This window comes from Nocardia sp. NPDC051833 (assembly GCF_040681225.1).
GTDB lineage: Bacteria > Actinomycetota > Actinomycetes > Mycobacteriales > Mycobacteriaceae > Nocardia.
In genome coordinates, this window is record NZ_JBFAYK010000008.1 from 35,425 (window position 1) to 51,164 (window position 15,740).

Annotated in this window: 15 protein-coding genes; 6 read left to right on the forward strand and 9 right to left on the reverse strand. The window is 69.6% G+C overall.

Going from position 1 to position 15,740, the window contains the following annotated elements; genetic code table 11:
• The first annotated feature begins 3 nt into the window (after positions 1 to 3).
• The gene (locus AB0L91_RS33475) at positions 4 to 1,434 is read left to right on the forward strand and encodes a carboxyl transferase domain-containing protein (protein WP_218718887.1); all 1,431 of its coding nucleotides are present in this window, start codon (positions 4 to 6) and stop codon (positions 1,432 to 1,434) included.
• Positions 1,435 to 1,510: 76 nt separating this feature from the next.
• Here AB0L91_RS33475 and AB0L91_RS33480 read toward each other — a convergent pair whose 3' ends face one another.
• Complete coding sequence (locus AB0L91_RS33480) at positions 1,511 to 1,957, reverse strand: DUF4279 domain-containing protein (RefSeq protein WP_365016738.1); 447 nt, start codon at positions 1,955 to 1,957, stop codon at positions 1,511 to 1,513.
• Between the two features lie 134 nt (positions 1,958 to 2,091).
• Between AB0L91_RS33480 and AB0L91_RS33485 the strand changes: the two genes are divergently transcribed.
• Together AB0L91_RS33485 and AB0L91_RS33490 are read left to right on the forward strand one after the other, a co-directional pair.
• Positions 2,092 to 2,427 (forward strand): hypothetical protein, encoded by a 336-nt coding sequence (locus tag AB0L91_RS33485; protein WP_365016740.1) that lies wholly within the window; start codon positions 2,092 to 2,094, stop codon positions 2,425 to 2,427.
• Between the two features lie 206 nt (positions 2,428 to 2,633).
• Complete coding sequence (locus AB0L91_RS33490) at positions 2,634 to 4,172, forward strand: hypothetical protein (RefSeq protein ID WP_365016743.1); 1,539 nt, start codon at positions 2,634 to 2,636, stop codon at positions 4,170 to 4,172.
• On the opposite strand, the gene AB0L91_RS33495 is transcribed toward AB0L91_RS33490, so the two are convergent.
• From AB0L91_RS33495 to AB0L91_RS33515, 5 genes are read right to left on the reverse strand one after another with little or no spacing between them, the layout of a single operon-like run.
• A complete protein-coding gene (locus AB0L91_RS33495; RefSeq protein WP_365016745.1) occupies positions 4,164 to 4,910 on the reverse strand; it encodes a GNAT family N-acetyltransferase in 747 nt (248 codons plus the stop codon). The two genes, AB0L91_RS33490 and AB0L91_RS33495, sit on opposite strands and share 9 nt — an antisense overlap.
• Before the next feature lie 42 nt (positions 4,911 to 4,952).
• Positions 4,953 to 5,993, reverse strand: a complete 1,041-nt coding sequence (locus AB0L91_RS33500; protein WP_365016746.1) for an MlaD family protein — start codon at positions 5,991 to 5,993, stop codon at positions 4,953 to 4,955.
• A 38-nt stretch (positions 5,994 to 6,031) separates the two neighbouring features.
• On the reverse strand, positions 6,032 to 6,748 hold the full coding sequence (locus AB0L91_RS33505; protein ID WP_365016747.1) for an MBL fold metallo-hydrolase: 717 nt from the start codon (positions 6,746 to 6,748) through the stop codon (positions 6,032 to 6,034).
• A gap of 7 nt (positions 6,749 to 6,755) precedes the next feature.
• The gene (locus tag AB0L91_RS33510; RefSeq protein WP_365016749.1) at positions 6,756 to 7,682 is read right to left on the reverse strand and encodes a fumarylacetoacetate hydrolase family protein; all 927 of its coding nucleotides are present in this window, start codon (positions 7,680 to 7,682) and stop codon (positions 6,756 to 6,758) included.
• 4 nt (positions 7,683 to 7,686) lie between these two features.
• Complete coding sequence (locus tag AB0L91_RS33515; RefSeq protein WP_365016750.1) at positions 7,687 to 9,030, reverse strand: alpha/beta hydrolase; 1,344 nt, start codon at positions 9,028 to 9,030, stop codon at positions 7,687 to 7,689.
• 101 nt (positions 9,031 to 9,131) lie between these two features.
• Between AB0L91_RS33515 and AB0L91_RS33520 the strand changes: the two genes are divergently transcribed.
• A complete protein-coding gene (locus AB0L91_RS33520) occupies positions 9,132 to 9,761 on the forward strand; it encodes a TetR/AcrR family transcriptional regulator (RefSeq protein ID WP_365016752.1) in 630 nt (209 codons plus the stop codon).
• Positions 9,762 to 9,823: 62 nt separating this feature from the next.
• Positions 9,824 to 10,288: a helix-turn-helix domain-containing protein gene (locus AB0L91_RS33525; protein ID WP_365016754.1), complete on the forward strand. Its 465-nt coding sequence runs from the start codon at positions 9,824 to 9,826 to the stop codon at positions 10,286 to 10,288.
• Between the two features lie 79 nt (positions 10,289 to 10,367).
• Here the strand turns inward: AB0L91_RS33525 and AB0L91_RS33530 are convergent, their stop codons facing one another.
• Positions 10,368 to 11,063 (reverse strand): nitroreductase, encoded by a 696-nt coding sequence (locus tag AB0L91_RS33530; protein WP_365016756.1) that lies wholly within the window; start codon positions 11,061 to 11,063, stop codon positions 10,368 to 10,370.
• A 122-nt stretch (positions 11,064 to 11,185) separates the two neighbouring features.
• Complete coding sequence (locus tag AB0L91_RS33535; RefSeq protein ID WP_365016757.1) at positions 11,186 to 13,039, reverse strand: VWA domain-containing protein; 1,854 nt, start codon at positions 13,037 to 13,039, stop codon at positions 11,186 to 11,188.
• Between the two features lie 208 nt (positions 13,040 to 13,247).
• On the opposite strand from AB0L91_RS33535, the gene AB0L91_RS33540 reads away from it, so the two are divergent.
• Positions 13,248 to 15,113 (forward strand): N-6 DNA methylase, encoded by a 1,866-nt coding sequence (locus AB0L91_RS33540; protein WP_365016759.1) that lies wholly within the window; start codon positions 13,248 to 13,250, stop codon positions 15,111 to 15,113.
• Here the strand turns inward: AB0L91_RS33540 and AB0L91_RS33545 are convergent.
• Complete coding sequence (locus tag AB0L91_RS33545) at positions 15,107 to 15,730, reverse strand: TetR/AcrR family transcriptional regulator (protein WP_357347691.1); 624 nt, start codon at positions 15,728 to 15,730, stop codon at positions 15,107 to 15,109. The two genes, AB0L91_RS33540 and AB0L91_RS33545, sit on opposite strands and share 7 nt — an antisense overlap.
• Positions 15,731 to 15,740 lie beyond the last annotated feature (10 nt).

Consider the following 15,740-nt stretch of genomic DNA (forward strand, 5'->3'; position numbering starts at 1 on the left):
GCGATGACCATCATTGCTCCCGCGTTTCACGACACGACGACCGATCCGCGCGACCCGCTCGGCCGACTGCAGCGGTTCTTCGATCCCGGCACGGTGCTGCCCCTGCACCCGCGGGACAAGTCCGGTGTGCTGGCCGCGATCGGCGAGGTCGACGGTGTGCGCACCGTGGCCTACTGCTCGGACGCCACCGTCATGGGCGGGGCGATGGGCGTCGAGGGATGCAAGCACATCGTCGACGCGATCGACACCGCCATCGATTCCGGCCTCCCGGTCGTCGGCCTGTGGCACTCCGGTGGCGCCCGCCTGGCCGAGGGCGTCGAGGCTCTGCACGCGGTAGGCCTGGTCTTCGAGGCCATGGTCCGCGCGTCCGGCCTGGTTCCCCAGATTTCCGTGGTCCTCGGCTTCGCCGCCGGTGGCGCCGCGTACGGTCCCGCGCTCACCGACATCGTCATCATGGCGCCCGAGGGCCGCGTCTTCGTCACCGGTCCCGACGTGGTGCGTTCGGTGACCGGCGAGAACGTCGACATGGAGACCCTCGGTGGTCCCACCACACACTTCAAGAAGTCGGGCGTGTGCCACATCGCCGCCGACGACGAGGCCGATGCCATGCATCGCGCTCGCCGGCTGGTCTCGATGTTCGCCGAGCAGGGCGAATTCGACCAGGCCGTCGCCGAGCACGGTGACGTCGACCTGAAGGCGATGCTGCCCGCCTCGGCCAAGCGCGCCTACGACGTGAAGCCGATCATCCACGAGCTGCTCGACAACGTCGACGGCGAATCCTCCTTCGAGGAACTGCAGGGCGGCTACGCCCGCAGCATGGTCGTCGGCCTGGGTCGTCTCGGTGGCCGCACCGTCGGTGTGCTCGCCAACAACCCGCTGCGCCTGGGCGGCTGCCTGAACTCCGAGAGCGCGGAGAAGGCGTCGCGTTTCGTGCGCCTGTGCGACGCGTTCGGCATCCCGCTGATCGTGGTCACCGACGTGCCCGGCTACCTGCCCGGTGTCGGTCAGGAGCTCGAGGGTGTCGTGCGCCGCGGCGCGAAGCTGCTGCACGCCTTCGCCGAGGCCCGGGTCCCGCGCGTCACCCTGGTGACCCGCAAGATCTACGGCGGCGCCTACATCGCGATGAACGCCCGCTCCCTCGGCGCCACCGCCGTCTACGCCTGGCCCGGTTCCGAAGTCGCCGTCATGGGCGCCAAGGCTGCGGTCGGCATCCTGCACAAGAAGGCACTCGCGGCCGCCCCCGAGGACGAGCGCGAAGCCCTCCACGAGCGTCTGACCGCCGAGCACGAGCAGATCGCGGGCGGCGTCGAACGCGCCGTCGCCATCGGCGTCGTCGACGAGGTCATCGACCCCGCCAAGACCCGCAGCATCATCGCCGCGGCCCTGGCCTCGGCCCCGGCCCGCAAGAGCCACCACAAGAACATCCCGCTCTGACCCCAGCGCGAGAGCCATACCCCGGCCGCCGCCGTTTCCCGAAAAGGGAAGCGGCGGCGGCCGTTTCGCGTGCGCATCAGTTGTATTCGTCGACATCGAGCTCCGCTCGCGTCGCCACCAGGAACTCGAGGACGGCGGTCGTGAGGTGCCATCCCAGGGGACGCGGCCACTTGTGGACATCGGCAAACGCTGTGCCGCCGGGCGCGCCGTGAACGCCGTCGGGGTCGTCGTAGTGGCGCACGACCTGCATGCGCGCCTCGACGTCGGGACGGTCGAGCAGCGAGAGCAGTTGGGGGCGGTGCGGTGTCAGCCGGTCGATGAGGTGCTCGATCTGCTCGTCGATGCTCTCGGTGCTGTGCCGGGTGATTTGCCAGCTGTGGGATCGGGGAATGCGATGTTCTGCGGACTTGCTTCTGAATACTCGTGTCTCGTCGGGCTCTATGCCCAGGTGGGCGGTCAGGTCGACCGCGGTCATCGTCTCGCTGTAGAGCGCGAAATAGGAATATTGGCGGATCTTGATCACCGCGAGATCCCACCATGCGGTCGGGCCGTTGCCGAGCGATTATTCGTGGGTGCGGGTTTCGCAGGCAGGAAACTCGGGTGCGGTGTGGCGCACCGATCCGTAGCCTGACCTCGACACGGAGGGGTGGAGGATTGGTGGTTCGGCGGAGTCCGCAGGAGAAGAAGGCGCTCAGTTACGCGAAGGATCGTCGGAACTGGTACGGCGAGAACGACAAGAGTTCGCGGAAGAACATTCCGCGCGCCAAGCGCAGACGGAATCGGGTCGACCGGCGCCGCGAAGGCGTCGTCGCCAGGGCGACCGGGCCGGTGGATCTGGTTGCGGCCGAACAGTGTGAGGCCGAACTGTGGTCGATCCGGCCGGGGAAAGGTTACTGGCGGAAATGGCCGGACGCGCCGCTGAGCGTTGTGGTGGCGGCCAGGCTGCGACGGCGGGCGCGGGTGAACGCGGTGGCGAACGAGGCAGATGGGTGAGCACTGGTGTTCGCGGGTGGGGTCGGTTACGGTGTGGCCGTGAATAATTCTCGTGGAAAGGGCGCCGTGCGCCCCTGCCGGTGAAGCCCGGCGCGTGGCTGGTCCCCGATGACGACCAGACCACGTATCTCGCTCATGCGCTCGCACTCGCCGCCGTGCACGGTCCGGGACCGTGGCCGTGGGAGGGACATCCGTATCCGGATGAAGTGCCCGATGAGCGGCAGATTCTGAGTTCTACTGTTCTCGACGGTATCCAGACGCATCACTTCGCGAACGAGACCGCGCCCGCGGCCGAGATCGTGGCGGCGGTGCGGGTGCTCGTCGAGGAGCCCGATGACGCCGCGATGGTGGCATTGCACCATGCGCTCGCCGAACAGCGCGCGCTCGCCGTAGCCGACGACCTGTGCCGGGAATTGCGTGCCGCCGCACTGCCCGCCGAGCGGGTGCGGTCGGTGGCCCGGCAACTGACCGATCTGGGGACGCGCCGCAATGCGGTGGCGCTCGGCATCGTGATGCTCGGGGTGGTCGGCGACAGCCGCGACCGGGAGGTCCTGCTGACCCTGGGCGCACTGGGTGATCTGACCCTGTATGCGGCAGTGGCGCTGGCCAATTCGCAGCCGGATCGCGATCGCGCGGTGTTCGAGCTGGCCCGCCGGGTCGACGGCTGGGGACGGATCCATGCCGTGGAGCGCCTGGCCCGCACCGATGACACGGAGATCAAGGCGTGGCTGTTGCGGGACGGATTCCGCAACGGGGTGATGAACGAATACCTCGCCCATCTGGCCGCGACCACCGGTGATCTGTCGGGTGCGCTCGCCGAATCCGTCGTCGACGACGCGCTTCTCGACGGCGCTGCCGAGATTCTCGACGCGCTCTCGGGCATCGGTGGCCCGGCCGCGGACATACGGCAATACCCGGACGCGCTGCCGGTACTGGCACGGTTCGTCGAGCTGCTGGCCGCCGCGGAACCCACACTGAGCCGCATCTCGGCCGTCCAGGCGATCCGAAACCTGTTGCGGGAACCGCCTGTCGAAGTGGACTGGCCACCGGCTGAAACGACCCGATTGGCCGAGGTCTGCGCGGCATTGCTGGAACGTCCCGACTGGGCCGAGTACGTGACGGCACGACTCGCCGACCCGCACGGTCCCTTCGGGTTCAACAGGGCACTGCGGTTGTCGAAAGCCGTCGGAATCGATGCGTACGCACAGGCCGTGGCGCACCTCGGCGACGATTCCCGCAACGGGTACGTGTGGGCGTGGGTGGCGCAACGAACGCCGGACGACGACGTGGCCCGCGTCGCCGAACTCGCGCGAGCGCTGCTCCCGCTCGACGAGATCGCGTGCGGTCCAGGGGCCGGGGTGATCCGATGGGGCGAAAAAGGCATCAGCGACAGAATTCTCGAATCCGTGCTGTCGATGCTGGGTCGCGCTACGCCGGGCACCGGGGAATCGTTGGTGCACGCCGCGTTGCGTGGCTACCCAGTGCGGCTGCGGCGCGCCGCAATCGGCATCCTGACCACCTGGTACGGCCAGGACCTGCCGACCGAAATCGTCGGTTGGGTGGAAGCGGCCGCCGAGGTCGAACCCGACGACGATCTCCGTGCGCAGCTCATCGGCTTCCTCCGCGTGTCGGGGGGACGATGCGCGGCGGACGGGCACCCCGCGCACCAGGTGAGCGCACAGGGGGAAGATCGGCGGTCCGATCGCAGTGAGGAAACCTCTGGGGGCGTGCAGGATTCAAGCTGATCCAGCACGTTGTGCACGATGGTCGAGCCTGACGCACAACTGGGCGCCCAGCTCGCGGAAACCCAGTGCCCGGGCGACAGCTCGGGACTGGGGGACTCGCGCGCGCCATTGCGGGAACAGGCCGGCCGCCAAGGCGTGCGCCACCGCGGCCGACGCGGTTGCCCGGGCGAGTCCCCGCCCCCGGTGTGCGGGCGCGGTGAGGATGCTCAGGTGGGCAGTGCGGATCGGCCACGCTTCGTATCCCGCTGCGGCGACGACCTTTTCGTCGGACCGGAGGACGAACGCGGGCGAGGTGAGCGCGTCCAGACCTGCCTCGGACGCGTCCTCGTGGCCCGCTTCGGACTCGAGTGCGCGCAGGTCAGGATTGTCGGCGCGCAGGTGCTCGATCGGTGCGGCGGGGTGTGGCGGCTGGAAGCTGAGCTGATCGACGTAGGCGAGTGCGGCGGGACCGATGGTCTCGGCTATGGGCAGGACTGTGCCGAGCTGAGCCGGATCGGTGAGGTGGTCGATCGACAGTCGCGCGAGCGCGGTGCGAACTTCCTCCGCCGTACGGGAATCAGGCACCGTGACGACGGCTTGCCCGCCCAGGACGACGATGCCGATCCAGCCGGGCGGGCAGGTGGAGGCGTGCGGCGAGACCACCACGCTCACCTCGCCGTCCGCCCCGAAAGCCGCCGGCGCCGCCGCGAGGTCTTCCCACAGCAGACGCGCCTTCGTCAGCAGCGAGTCCGTCGACACCGCTTCATTTTGCGGCATGGACGGAAGATGTCCTCCGAGTGATCATTTCGTCAATCCGAGCAGTGCGGCGGTGAGCCCGTAGTCCGGGCCGAAGTCCTGCATATTCCCGGAGCGGCAGCCATCGGCCTTCATCTGGACCCGCTCACAGAACACGCTGACGATCTCACCGGCAAGCGCGGTGCCGACCAGCGCGTGGATTCGCACGAACCGTCGATCGTGGTCGATCGCGCCGTCGATGTTCTGCATCAACAGCGGCACGATGTCGACGATCTCGACCAGCGCATCCGAGTTGGCGCGCAGCTGAGCGGTGGCCTCGGTGAGACCGAGGAGCGCCTCGGCCAGGTCGTCCTCATGGTCACCGAACATAGTGGAGGTGTTGGCCAGGAACGCGTTCAGCTGATCCAGCGTGGCTTGCAGGCCGGGGGCCTGTTCGGCCAGCAGGCCCGACATCGCGGTCACCCGGTTGCTGAAGTCGCGCACCGACTGGTCGTTGTCGGCCAGCATCGTTGTCAGCTCGTTGAGCTTGATGATGATGTTGGAGATGGCGTCCTTGTTGTCGACACCGATCTTCAACGCCGAAGACAGGGCGTCGAGGGTTTCGCGGATCTTCTGGCCGTTGCCGTTGAGGACCGGGTAGAGGACGCGACCCGAGAGCGGGCCGAGTCCTTCCTGGCCCTCTTCCGGCTCGAGCGAGGCGGAGAACTGGTCGATGGTCTTGATCATCGTGTCCAGCTCGACCGGGGTCCGGGTGCGCGCCTTGGGCAGGTGCTCACCGGATTTCATCGACTCACCACCGGTGAAGGGCGGGGTGATCTCGATGTGGCGGTCGGTCACGATCGAGGGGGAGATGATCGCCGCGATCGCTTCCTTGGGGATCTTCACGCCGCCGTCGATGGTCATGTGGACCTCGACGTAGGTGCCCTTGGGAATGATCTTGTCGACCTTGCCGACCGCCAGGCCCAGGACCATGACGTCGTTGCCCTCGTACATGCCTGCGATGTTCTCGAAATCCGCGGTGATCTCGGTCGGCGCGTCCGGCAGTGGTGAACAACTGCCCAGCGCCAGCACGGTGGCGCCCACCATGATCGAGCGCGCTGCTGTTCGGTGTCGTGGTCGCGTGGTCATCGGACGGTGTCGGTGAAGTCCGCGAGGACGAGCCGGGTCGGTCGCCCGTGGCCGGGGACGAGGGTGTGCGCGGGCTGCCGGGTGAGCGCGCGAGCGCTGTCGAGGGTGCGGGCCAGGTCGTGGTGGAACACCGGCGGCAGCAGCTGCGGCCCGGTCCGGCGCGACAGCGGGTGACCGGTCACCAGCGCGTCACCGGAGAACAGCACCCCTTCGGCGGGAAGGAGATACGCGGTGTGCCCGTCGGTGTGACCGGGTGTCGGCAGGGCGACGACGCCGCCGGGAAGCGTCGACGCCGCTGTCGCGGTCGGCACGCTGGCACCGATGCCGCCGCGGACCGCGCGCAATGTCTGCGCGACCCAGCGCGCCCCGCCGGGCGCGACCAGCGTCCGCACCAGCTGCCCCGGCGTGATCTGTTGCAGATACTCACGTTTGGCGTGCCGGACCTCCTCGGCACCGGTGTAGACCGGGACGTTCAGCAGGTCGACGAGCCGGGGGACAGCGCCGATATGGTCCAGATGCGCGTGGGTCAGCAGGACGGCGGTGATGTCGGCGAGCTCGTGGCCGATCTGGCGAATCGAGTCGAGCACGAGCGGGGTGTCGGCGGGGTACCCGGCGTCGACGAGGGTCACGCCGGTGCCGTCGCTGATCAGCGCCCAGTTGACATTCGTGCCGGCGACGACATACACGGAGTCGGAAACCTGATCGATGGTCACGCCGCACTCACCCCTGGATCCGATGCTCGATGACACCGATCTCGTCGATCTCCAACCGCAGGACGTCGCCGGGCGCGAGCCATCGGCCCAGCTCCATCCCACTGCCACCGGGCAGCGTTCCGGTCGAGATCAGCTCACCGGGGAACAGCTGTTCGCTCCGGGACGCGTGGGCGATCGCCGCCCCGAGACTGTGCCGCATGCCGTGGGTGCCGGTCCGGGCGACGGTGTGCCCGTTGATCCGCACCGACGCGGTGAGCGCGTCGAGCCGGTCGGCCACCGCCGAGCCCGCCACGGCGGTCGCCGACATCGAGGTGGCGAAGTGCTTGGACTTCTGCGGCCCGAATCCCGAACGCATCTCGGCCAGTTGGACATCGCGCGCGGAGAAGTCGTTGATCACGACGACGGCGCCGATCGCGGCGATGGCCTCCGCCGGGGTCGCATCGCGCAGCGGCGCACCCAGCACGACGCCCAGTTCCAGCTCGAAGTCGAGCGCCGTGCTGTAGTCGGGACAGGCGACCGGAATTCCCGACGGGAGCATCGTCGACGCGTTGGACATGTAGTAGAGGGGCTGCTGATTCCAGAGCCGATGTGGCCGGTAGGGCGGGAAGGTGCGTCGGGTCAGGGTCTCGAACAGGCGACCGAGGCGGTAGCCCGCGGGCACGAAGCGCCGTGCCATCCCGCGCGCGGCATCGACGGCGTGCTTCTCGTAGACCATGAAATCGCGGAACGACACCGGGCAGACGGGCAGCACGCGGGCACCGTCGGGCACGCCGAGCAGTTCGTACCGGGCGATCTCGTACTCCTCGGTGAAGGCCGCCGGGACGGCGAACGACGGCGGGTCGTCCGTCGCCGTCCACCCGGCGCCGGTGTCGGCGTGCAGGGTGATGCGGCGGGCGTCGAGGTCGAGTGTTCGGTGGATCCGGGGCAGCGACATCGGATCAGCACCCCACGTTCTGCCGGACGATCAGGTGCTCGCGCAGGAATCGCACCGACAGCGCGCTCCATTCCTCGCTGTGTCCCATGGCGCAGTGGTCGTCGTCGGCGTAGAGGACCAGCTGGGCGCGCGGCGCTCCGATGGCGATGTCGACGGAGTCCTGGGTGCTCAGCAGGGTGTCGTCGGCGCCGTTGATGACCAGGAGCGGAATGTCGATGTGCCGGTACAGGTGGGCGATCGAGAGCGCGCGCAGCTTGCCCGCCATCTCGTGCAGGCTCGCCGATCCCGTCGCCTCGTGCAACGTCGACACCATGATCTCCGGCAGGCCGAGTGCCGCCGCCGAAGTGAAACTGCGGTGCGCGGGCGCGCCGTTGGCGACCGCGACCGAGAGCCGCGGATCGACCGCCGCCATCCGGGTCGCCCAGTAGGCCCCGAAGCTGACGCCGAGCATCCCGATGCGATCGCCGTCCACCCGTGGATGCGCGGCGAGGTGCTCGACGACCGCCGAATACACCCGCTCCACTTCGGGCGCCAAGGGCTGCCGGTAGGAGTAGGTGCCGGGCATCTCCATGACGAACAGGGCCATTCCGGCACGGCGATGGGCCAGCATCGGCAGGAGCAGCTCCGCGAGGGTGCCCTCGATGCCATTGCTGCACACCACGATCGGCACCTCGGCCGCATCCTGATCGAGCGGGAACATCAGGTAGCCGCGGACCATGTCGTCCCCCGGGACCGGAAGGCGCACCGGCTCGATGGACACGCCCATCGCCGGTGCCAGGCAGGTGAGGACGAGTTCGGCCAGGCGGTGCGATCGCTCGTAGGCCGCCAGCCGGTGCGGCGTCCAGCCCGGCCACGCGGCGACGAATTCGTAGACCATCGCCTTGATCAGGCCGTCCAGCGCGATGGCCTGCTGCGCGGCATCGGGGTGTTCGGCGCAGAACGTCGCCACCGCGTCGGGGTCGGCGACCGGGCCGCGGTCGGCGAGCAGGGTGACCGCGGGTGCCAGTCGGGCGCCCAGCTCGTCTCGGAGCTCGGCGTCGGTTGTCGCGAGGAGCGTGTCGGTGTCCGGAACGCCGAGCCGGGCGAGGGCGTCGTCCGCGCGGGCCACGTGCTGCCCGGCGATGGTCTGCCAGTGCGTGGTCCATCGCGCGTCGTCGAAGGATCGGCAGGCGTCGAGCTGGGCGCGGAACTCCGCGTCGGCGATCCCGCCCAGATGGGTGAAGCGGTCGACGAACAACGCGGGCAGGAACGGGGCGGGGCCGACCCGGCGGGTCGCGTATTCGGTGGTGCCGGTCAGTGCGCAGATGCTGACCAGCGCCTTCTTCGCCCATGCTGACAACGATGTCATCGGTGAACCTCTCCAGCTCAGAAAAAGCAGAACTTTCTGCTTCAGTGAGCGTAAGGCGCCCCGGCAATCAAAAGCAAGGAATTCTGCTTTAAGATCGGGGAGTGACGACGACAGAGGAAGACGCTCCGCAGCGGCGGCCCGGGGGCCGGTCGGCGCGCGTGCGCGAGGCGGTGCACCAAGCGGTGCTGGCCGCGATCGTTGAGCACGGTGTCGATCGGGTCGGGATTCCCGACATCAGCCGGCGGGCCGGGGTGCGGGACAGCTCCATCTACCGGCGGTGGGGGAGCCGGGAGAATCTGCTCCTCGACGTGCTGCTCGACTACAGCGGGCAGGTGCTTCCGCTGCCCGACACCGGGACGCTCCGGGGTGATCTGGCCGGGTTCGCCACCGAACTCGCGGCCTATCTCGAGACGCCGTTGGGCGGTGGATTGTCCCGTGCGCTCGCCTATGTCACCGACACCGAGGGGATGGCCGAGGTGCGCGCCGCGTTCTGGGACAGCCGATTCCGCGCGGTGCGGCCACTGTTCGAGCGCGCTGTCGAACGTGGGGAGATCCCGCCGGACACCGATCCGCGATTCGCCCTCGAACTGCTCATCGGTCCACTGCATTTCCGCACCACGCTCAGTCGGCAGCCGGTCGACGCCGACGTCGTCGAGCAGTTGGTCGCGCATGTCGTGCGGGCGCTGGGGGCTGAGGGCCCGATCGCCGACGAGCGCGGTGGAACGGGATGAGCGCCCCCGGCCGGTGCTGACGCCTGCCGCCGTCGAGTGGCGGCGACGCGCATAATGGCAGGGTGCGCTACGAAGAACTCGCCGACGTCCCGTGCTCGATCACGCGGCCGCTGGTGATCTTCGGCGACCGCTGGACACTGCTGGTGCTCAAGTATTGCTTCACCGGTATCCGGCGCTTCAACGCCTTCCAGAGCGCGCTCGGGATCTCCCGCAGCCGGCTCCAGGACCGCCTCGACCGGCTGATCGAGCACGAGATCCTGGTCAAGCAGCCCGCGAAAGACGGCGCCTACGAGGAATACCGCCTCACCGAAAAAGGCCACGCCATCTACCCGATCCTGATGGCCATCCGCGACTGGGGCGACACCTACATGGCCCCCGACGGCCCCCCGGTCGAATACCGCCACAAGGACTGCACCGGCGAGGCCCACGTCCACCTGACCTGCGACGACTGCGCCGCCGAAGTCACCGCCCGCGACATCACCCCCGAACCGGGCCCCGGCATCACCACCACCGCCCGCCCCGCCTGATTTCGTCACCTGGACGAACGAGCACCACGCGCGGAGGTGCGTCGTGCGATACCTCCGCGCGTGGTGCTCGTGATCGAGATCAGCTGGTGTGCCAGGTGATCTGGTCGGGGAGGGGGGCTCGGGCGGTGCGGAAGGTGTTGATGGGGTGGGTGGGGTCGGGGTGGCCGAAGGAGACGCCGAAGACGACCTTGCGGTGGTCGGGGAGGTCGAAGTAGTCGCGGATGAAGGGGGAGTAGGAGGCGAGGGCGGCCTGGGGGGCGGCGCCGAGGCCGAGGGCTTGGGCGCCGAGCAGGAAGCTCTGCAGCCAGAGGCCGCAGTCGACGGCGCCGTAGGTGCCGAGGTCGGCTTCGGAGGTGACGATGGCGACGTGCGGCGCGTCGAAGAGTTCGAAGTTGCGCACCATCTGGCGCATGGTGTTCTCGTGGTCGCCCTTGGCGATGCCGACGCTGTCGTAGAGCTGGAACCCGCACTCGCGCCTGCGTTCCCGGTAGACGCCCGCGTACTGCGCGGGGAACTCGAAATCCGGTGCGGCGCCGCTGGTCTGGATGTGGGTGAGCAGCGCCTTGCGGAAGCTCTCGGTGCCCTCGCCCGCGGTGACGACGACCTGCCACGGCTGGGTGTTGCACCACGACGGGGTCCGCGCGCCCAGGCTCAGCAGCTGGTCGATCGTCGCCCGGTCGACCTCGTCGGGAAGGAACTGCCTGCAGGTCCAGCGGGCGTCGGCCAGACGCTGGAGGGCGGCGAAGTCACTGCTGTCGTGGTCGGTCGGCGCCATGGCGCGGCTCCTCGGTCGATCAGGAGAACTAGTCTCATTTTGAGACCACGGTAGCAGTCGGGCCGGAAACGCGGAACCCGCCCGCACCACGAATTCTGGTGCGGGCGGGCTCCGGTGGTCGATCAGGCGCGACGCCGGGCGACCACCCAGATCGCGACGCCGATGCCGATCAGCGCGACCACGCCGACCCCGATGCCGACGATCGCGAGCCACGGCGTCGACGACTCCGAACCGCCCACGGCCACCGACTTCTCGGTGCCGGGCTGCGACTGCTCGCCGACCACGTCGGGGCTGGCGGTCACGTAGGTCGGTCCCGCTTCGGCCTCGCCCGCGACGACGAGGTCGAGTTCGATCGGCGTCGGCGGCAGGGAGGTGGCGCCGGACGGCATGCCGACCTTGACCGCGAGGTAGTACCACCCGGCCACCGACTGACGCTGGGCCTCCGGGCCGCCGCCTTCCCGGTTGGCGTAGCGGATCGGCACGGTCGCGCCCTCGAGCGTCGTGGCCTGCCGCCCGGTGTAGGCGTTCGTGTCGTCGTCGATCTCGCCGCCCAGCGGTGAGTACAGGGTCGTGGTGACATTGGTGGCGGTGGTGTATCCCGCGCCGCCGGTCTCGGTGAAGCGCACGCGATAGGCCAGCCCCTGGCCCCAGTTCAGGCGCACCTTGTAGAAGACGTACTCGCCGTTCTGGATCGTGTCGGTGTACTTACCGCTCCCGTCCAGGCCGGTGGCGGCGGTGAACGAGCCGCCGCCGCTGACCGGCTTGCTCGCCCCGGCGGGTTCGGCGAACGCCGTCTTCGCGGTGACTGCACTCGGGCCGGGATCGGTGACGCCCGGTTCGATACCGACGATCAGCTCCACCGGCAGCCGCGCGGGCAGGCCGCCGGGGGCCTCGTCCCAGTTGAGTTCGTAGTAGTACCGGCCGCCGCCCTTGCAGGAGTCGGGTCGGCCATCGCTCGACTCCTCGTCGGCCCGGGTCAGGGTGTTGCTGATCGTGAAGGCGACGCCGTCGCCGGTGCGCGATTCGAGCTCACGTTCCCGGATATTGCAATACGTGCCGTCGCGGCCGTAGACGCGCAGTTCCAGCACGGCCAGTCCGTCGGTGGCCGCGCCCGCGGCCGCGCGCGGGAAGGCGACGATGCCGGTGAAGTACGCCGTCGCGCCGGCGGGCACGTCCACGGCGTACCACCGCTTCTCGTGCTGGCCGATGGTGTCGAGGTACTGGCCCGCCTTCGCGACCGGGGCGGTGCCGTAGGTGGCGGTGCCGGTGATCGGGGTGCCGGTGGCCTGGTAGTTGCGCAGCGCCGCCGAACTCACCCGGGGCAGAATGCGTTCCAGCGCCGCGCCGTCGGCGGCGTCGCTGTAGGTGCCGCCGGTGGCCTGGGCCATGCAGGTGAGCTGGGTGCGCGCGGTGTCGTCGACGGCGAAGCCGATCGAGTGCACGACCAGGTCGACACCCTGCTGCTTCAGTTCCCTGGCGACCTCGCACGGGTCCGGCGGCGCGCAGGTGTCGTCACCGTCGGAGACGAGCACGATCGAGCGCGGTCCCGACGACGGCAGCGCCTCGGCGGCCTGGCGCAGCGCGGTGCCCATGGGGGTCCAGCCGCGCGCCTCGATGCCGTCCACGGCGCTGGTCAGCGCGGGCTTGTCGATGGTCGTCGGCGGCTGCAGGATCCGGACGTCGCGGCAGCCCGCCACCTTCTCGGCCTCGGTGTTGCCGGTCCCGGTGCCGTAGGTGGTGAGGCCGACCTTCGCTTCGGCCGGGGCCGACTCGACGAAGGTGCGCACGGCCTTCTTGGCGGAGTCCATCATGGTGGCGCCCTGGTCGGGACGCTGCATCGACCCGGACGCGTCCAGGATGAGCATGGTCGGCGCGTACTGCCCCGGGTCGGCATCGGCCGCCGCGGGAAGGGCGGCGGGGAGCAGGGTGAGCGCGGTGGCGGTCAGTGCCGCGGCCAGCGTCCGGAATCTCGACATCGTCCTCGAACTTCATCACTCGGAATGAAACCGGACAGACGATACAGACTGGTCAGGGCCGGGAGTAACCCCAAAATCGGTGGCACAAACCACCGTTTGCCGGACGAAATGATGTTTCAGCAGGTAACGATCGGTTTTTCGCCCGGATACCGGTCCGCGGCCTCGTGCCTGCGGCACGACGACGGCCTCCCGGGGCAGAATCGAGCGCATGGCTTCGCAGGCCCGCGACGCGCAGGAGCGCAAACGGCACGGCAGGCACTACACCCCGCCGGCGCTGGCGCGGTTCCTGGCGCGGCGGGCGCTGCTCCACGCGCCGCGCGCCGGTGAGCTGCGGGTACTCGATCCGGCCTGCGGCGACGGCGAGCTCCTGCTGGCGGTGCACCGGGAACTGGCCGCGGCCGATGTCACGGTCCGGCTGACCGGTTACGACCTGGACCGCCGCGCGGTCGCCGACACGGCCGCGCGGGCCGCCGCCGAGGGGGTCGAGATCGAGTGCAGGGCAGGGGATTTCCTCGCCGCGTCGGCCCGGATCGCGGACGGTTCCTTCGACCTGGTGATCAGCAATCCGCCGTACGTGCGGACCCAGCAGCTCGGCGGGTCGACCGCGCAGCTGCTGAGCAAGCAGTTCGGGCTGCGCGGGCGGATCGACCTCACCCATCCGTTCGTGGCGATCACCCCCCGGCTGCTCAGCGCCGACGGCGTTCTCGGATTGCTGTGCGCCAACCGGTTCCTCACCACCAGGGCGGGGGCGAATCTGCGCCGCATCCTCACCGGCGAACTACATCCCGCCGAGCTCTACGACCTCGGCGACACCAAGCTCTTCGCCGCCGCGGTACTGCCCGCCGTCACCGTCGCGACGCGGGCACCCAGAGAACACGACTGCCGCTACGTCTCGGTGTACGAGGAGCTCGGCGCCGAAGCCGACTGTGCCACCGACCTGTTCGACGCGCTGGCCGGGGACGCGGACTGCCTGGTCGGGACGGGCGGACGGGTGTTCGCCGTCGAGGTGGGGGTGCTGTCCACCGGGACGGTCGGCGGGCTTTCGACAGCGGGTGCGCCGGACCCCGGCAACACACCGACAGGGTCCGGCGGACGTGCTGCGGGACGACGAGGCGGCGATCCGAAGCGGAGCCGGTCCTCGGCGCGGGGGAAAGGCCACGGGGGAGCGACCCGGCCGGAGTCGGACCGGCTGCCGGTGACCGAAGCGTGGAATCGCCCCGGCGAGCTCGACCGGCCGGAAGCCGTTCCCCCCGGCGACACCGCCTGGCGCATGTCGCGCCCCGCCGTCGACCGCTGGCTCGGCCGGATCGCCGAGCGCACCTGGCGCACCTTCGGCGACACCGCCCGCATCCGCGTCGGCATCAAGACCACCGCGGACCGGGTGTTCATCTCCGATCGCTGGGACCAGATGGATCCCACCCCGGAGCCGGAACTGTTGCGGCAGTTGATCACCCATCACGACCTGCAACCGTGGCGGATCGGGCGGGATCGCGGCACCAGGGTGCTCTACCCCTACGACCTCGGGCAGCCGCGCCGCACGCCCATCGATCTCGCCGAATTCCCGGGCGCGGCCGAGTATCTGCGCTCGCACGAGCAGGTGCTCTCGGGGCGGCGGTATGTGCTCGACGGCGGGCGGAAGTGGTTCGAGATCTGGGTGCCGCAGCGTCCGCACCTGTGGGGTGCGCCGAAACTGGTGTTCCCGGATATCAGTGAGCGGCCGCGGTTCGCGCTGGATCGCTCCGGCGCGGTGGTCAACGGCGACTGCTATTGGATCTCGCTCACCGATCTCGGGAGCGGCGAGCAGGCGACCGAGCTCGCGTATCTGCTGATGGGCGTGGCGAATTCGGCACTGGGACTGCGGTTCTACGACGCGGTGTGCGGCAACCGGCTGTATTCGGGACGACGGCGCTGGATCACCCAGTACGTGGCCCGGCTACCGCTGCCCGATCCGGCCTGCCCCGCCGCGGCCGCTGTCGTCGGGCGGGTGCGCGGTGTGCTCGAGGACGGCATGCCCGTGGCGGCGGCGGGCATCGACGAGGCCGTCGCCGCGGCGTTCGGCGTGCCCGCTCAGTGACCGACGCGGAGGCCGACCATCGGCAGCAGGGTGCGGCGGGCGAAGTCGCGGCCCGCCGCGGGGTCGTCGAGGGGGATGAGGCCGTCAGGGGTCAGCGCGAGCGACAGCGCGAGCCGCGCCATGACCTCGGCGACCAGATCGGGTTCGAAATCGGGGACCGTCGAGGTCGCCTGGAGCTCGCGCAGCTTGTCGGCGAGATACTCGCGGCCGACCGCGAGGATCGGGCCCGCTTCGGTGGTGAGCTTGGGCAGGATGATCTCCGGCTCGGTGCTGAGCAGCCTGCGTAGCAGCTCGTTGCCGGCGAGGGTCGTCACGAACGCGACGAAGATCTCCACGAGCTGTTCGCCCGGCTCGGTGACCGCCCGCACCCGCTCGTCGATCTCGCCCACATAGCGCTGCGCCTCCCGCACGCCGACCGCCTCGACCAGGTCGTTCTTCGATTCGAAGCGCCGGTACAGGGTGGCCGGACTGATCCCGGCCCGCCGGGCGATCTCGCCCATACTCGTGCGTTTGATCCCGAAATCGAGAAACGCCGACAGCGCGCTGTCGAGCAGCTTCTCCCCGTCGGTGACGGGCTTTTCCAGTATCCGCGCGAGGATGGACGAGACAGTGGGCATGACCCCATTA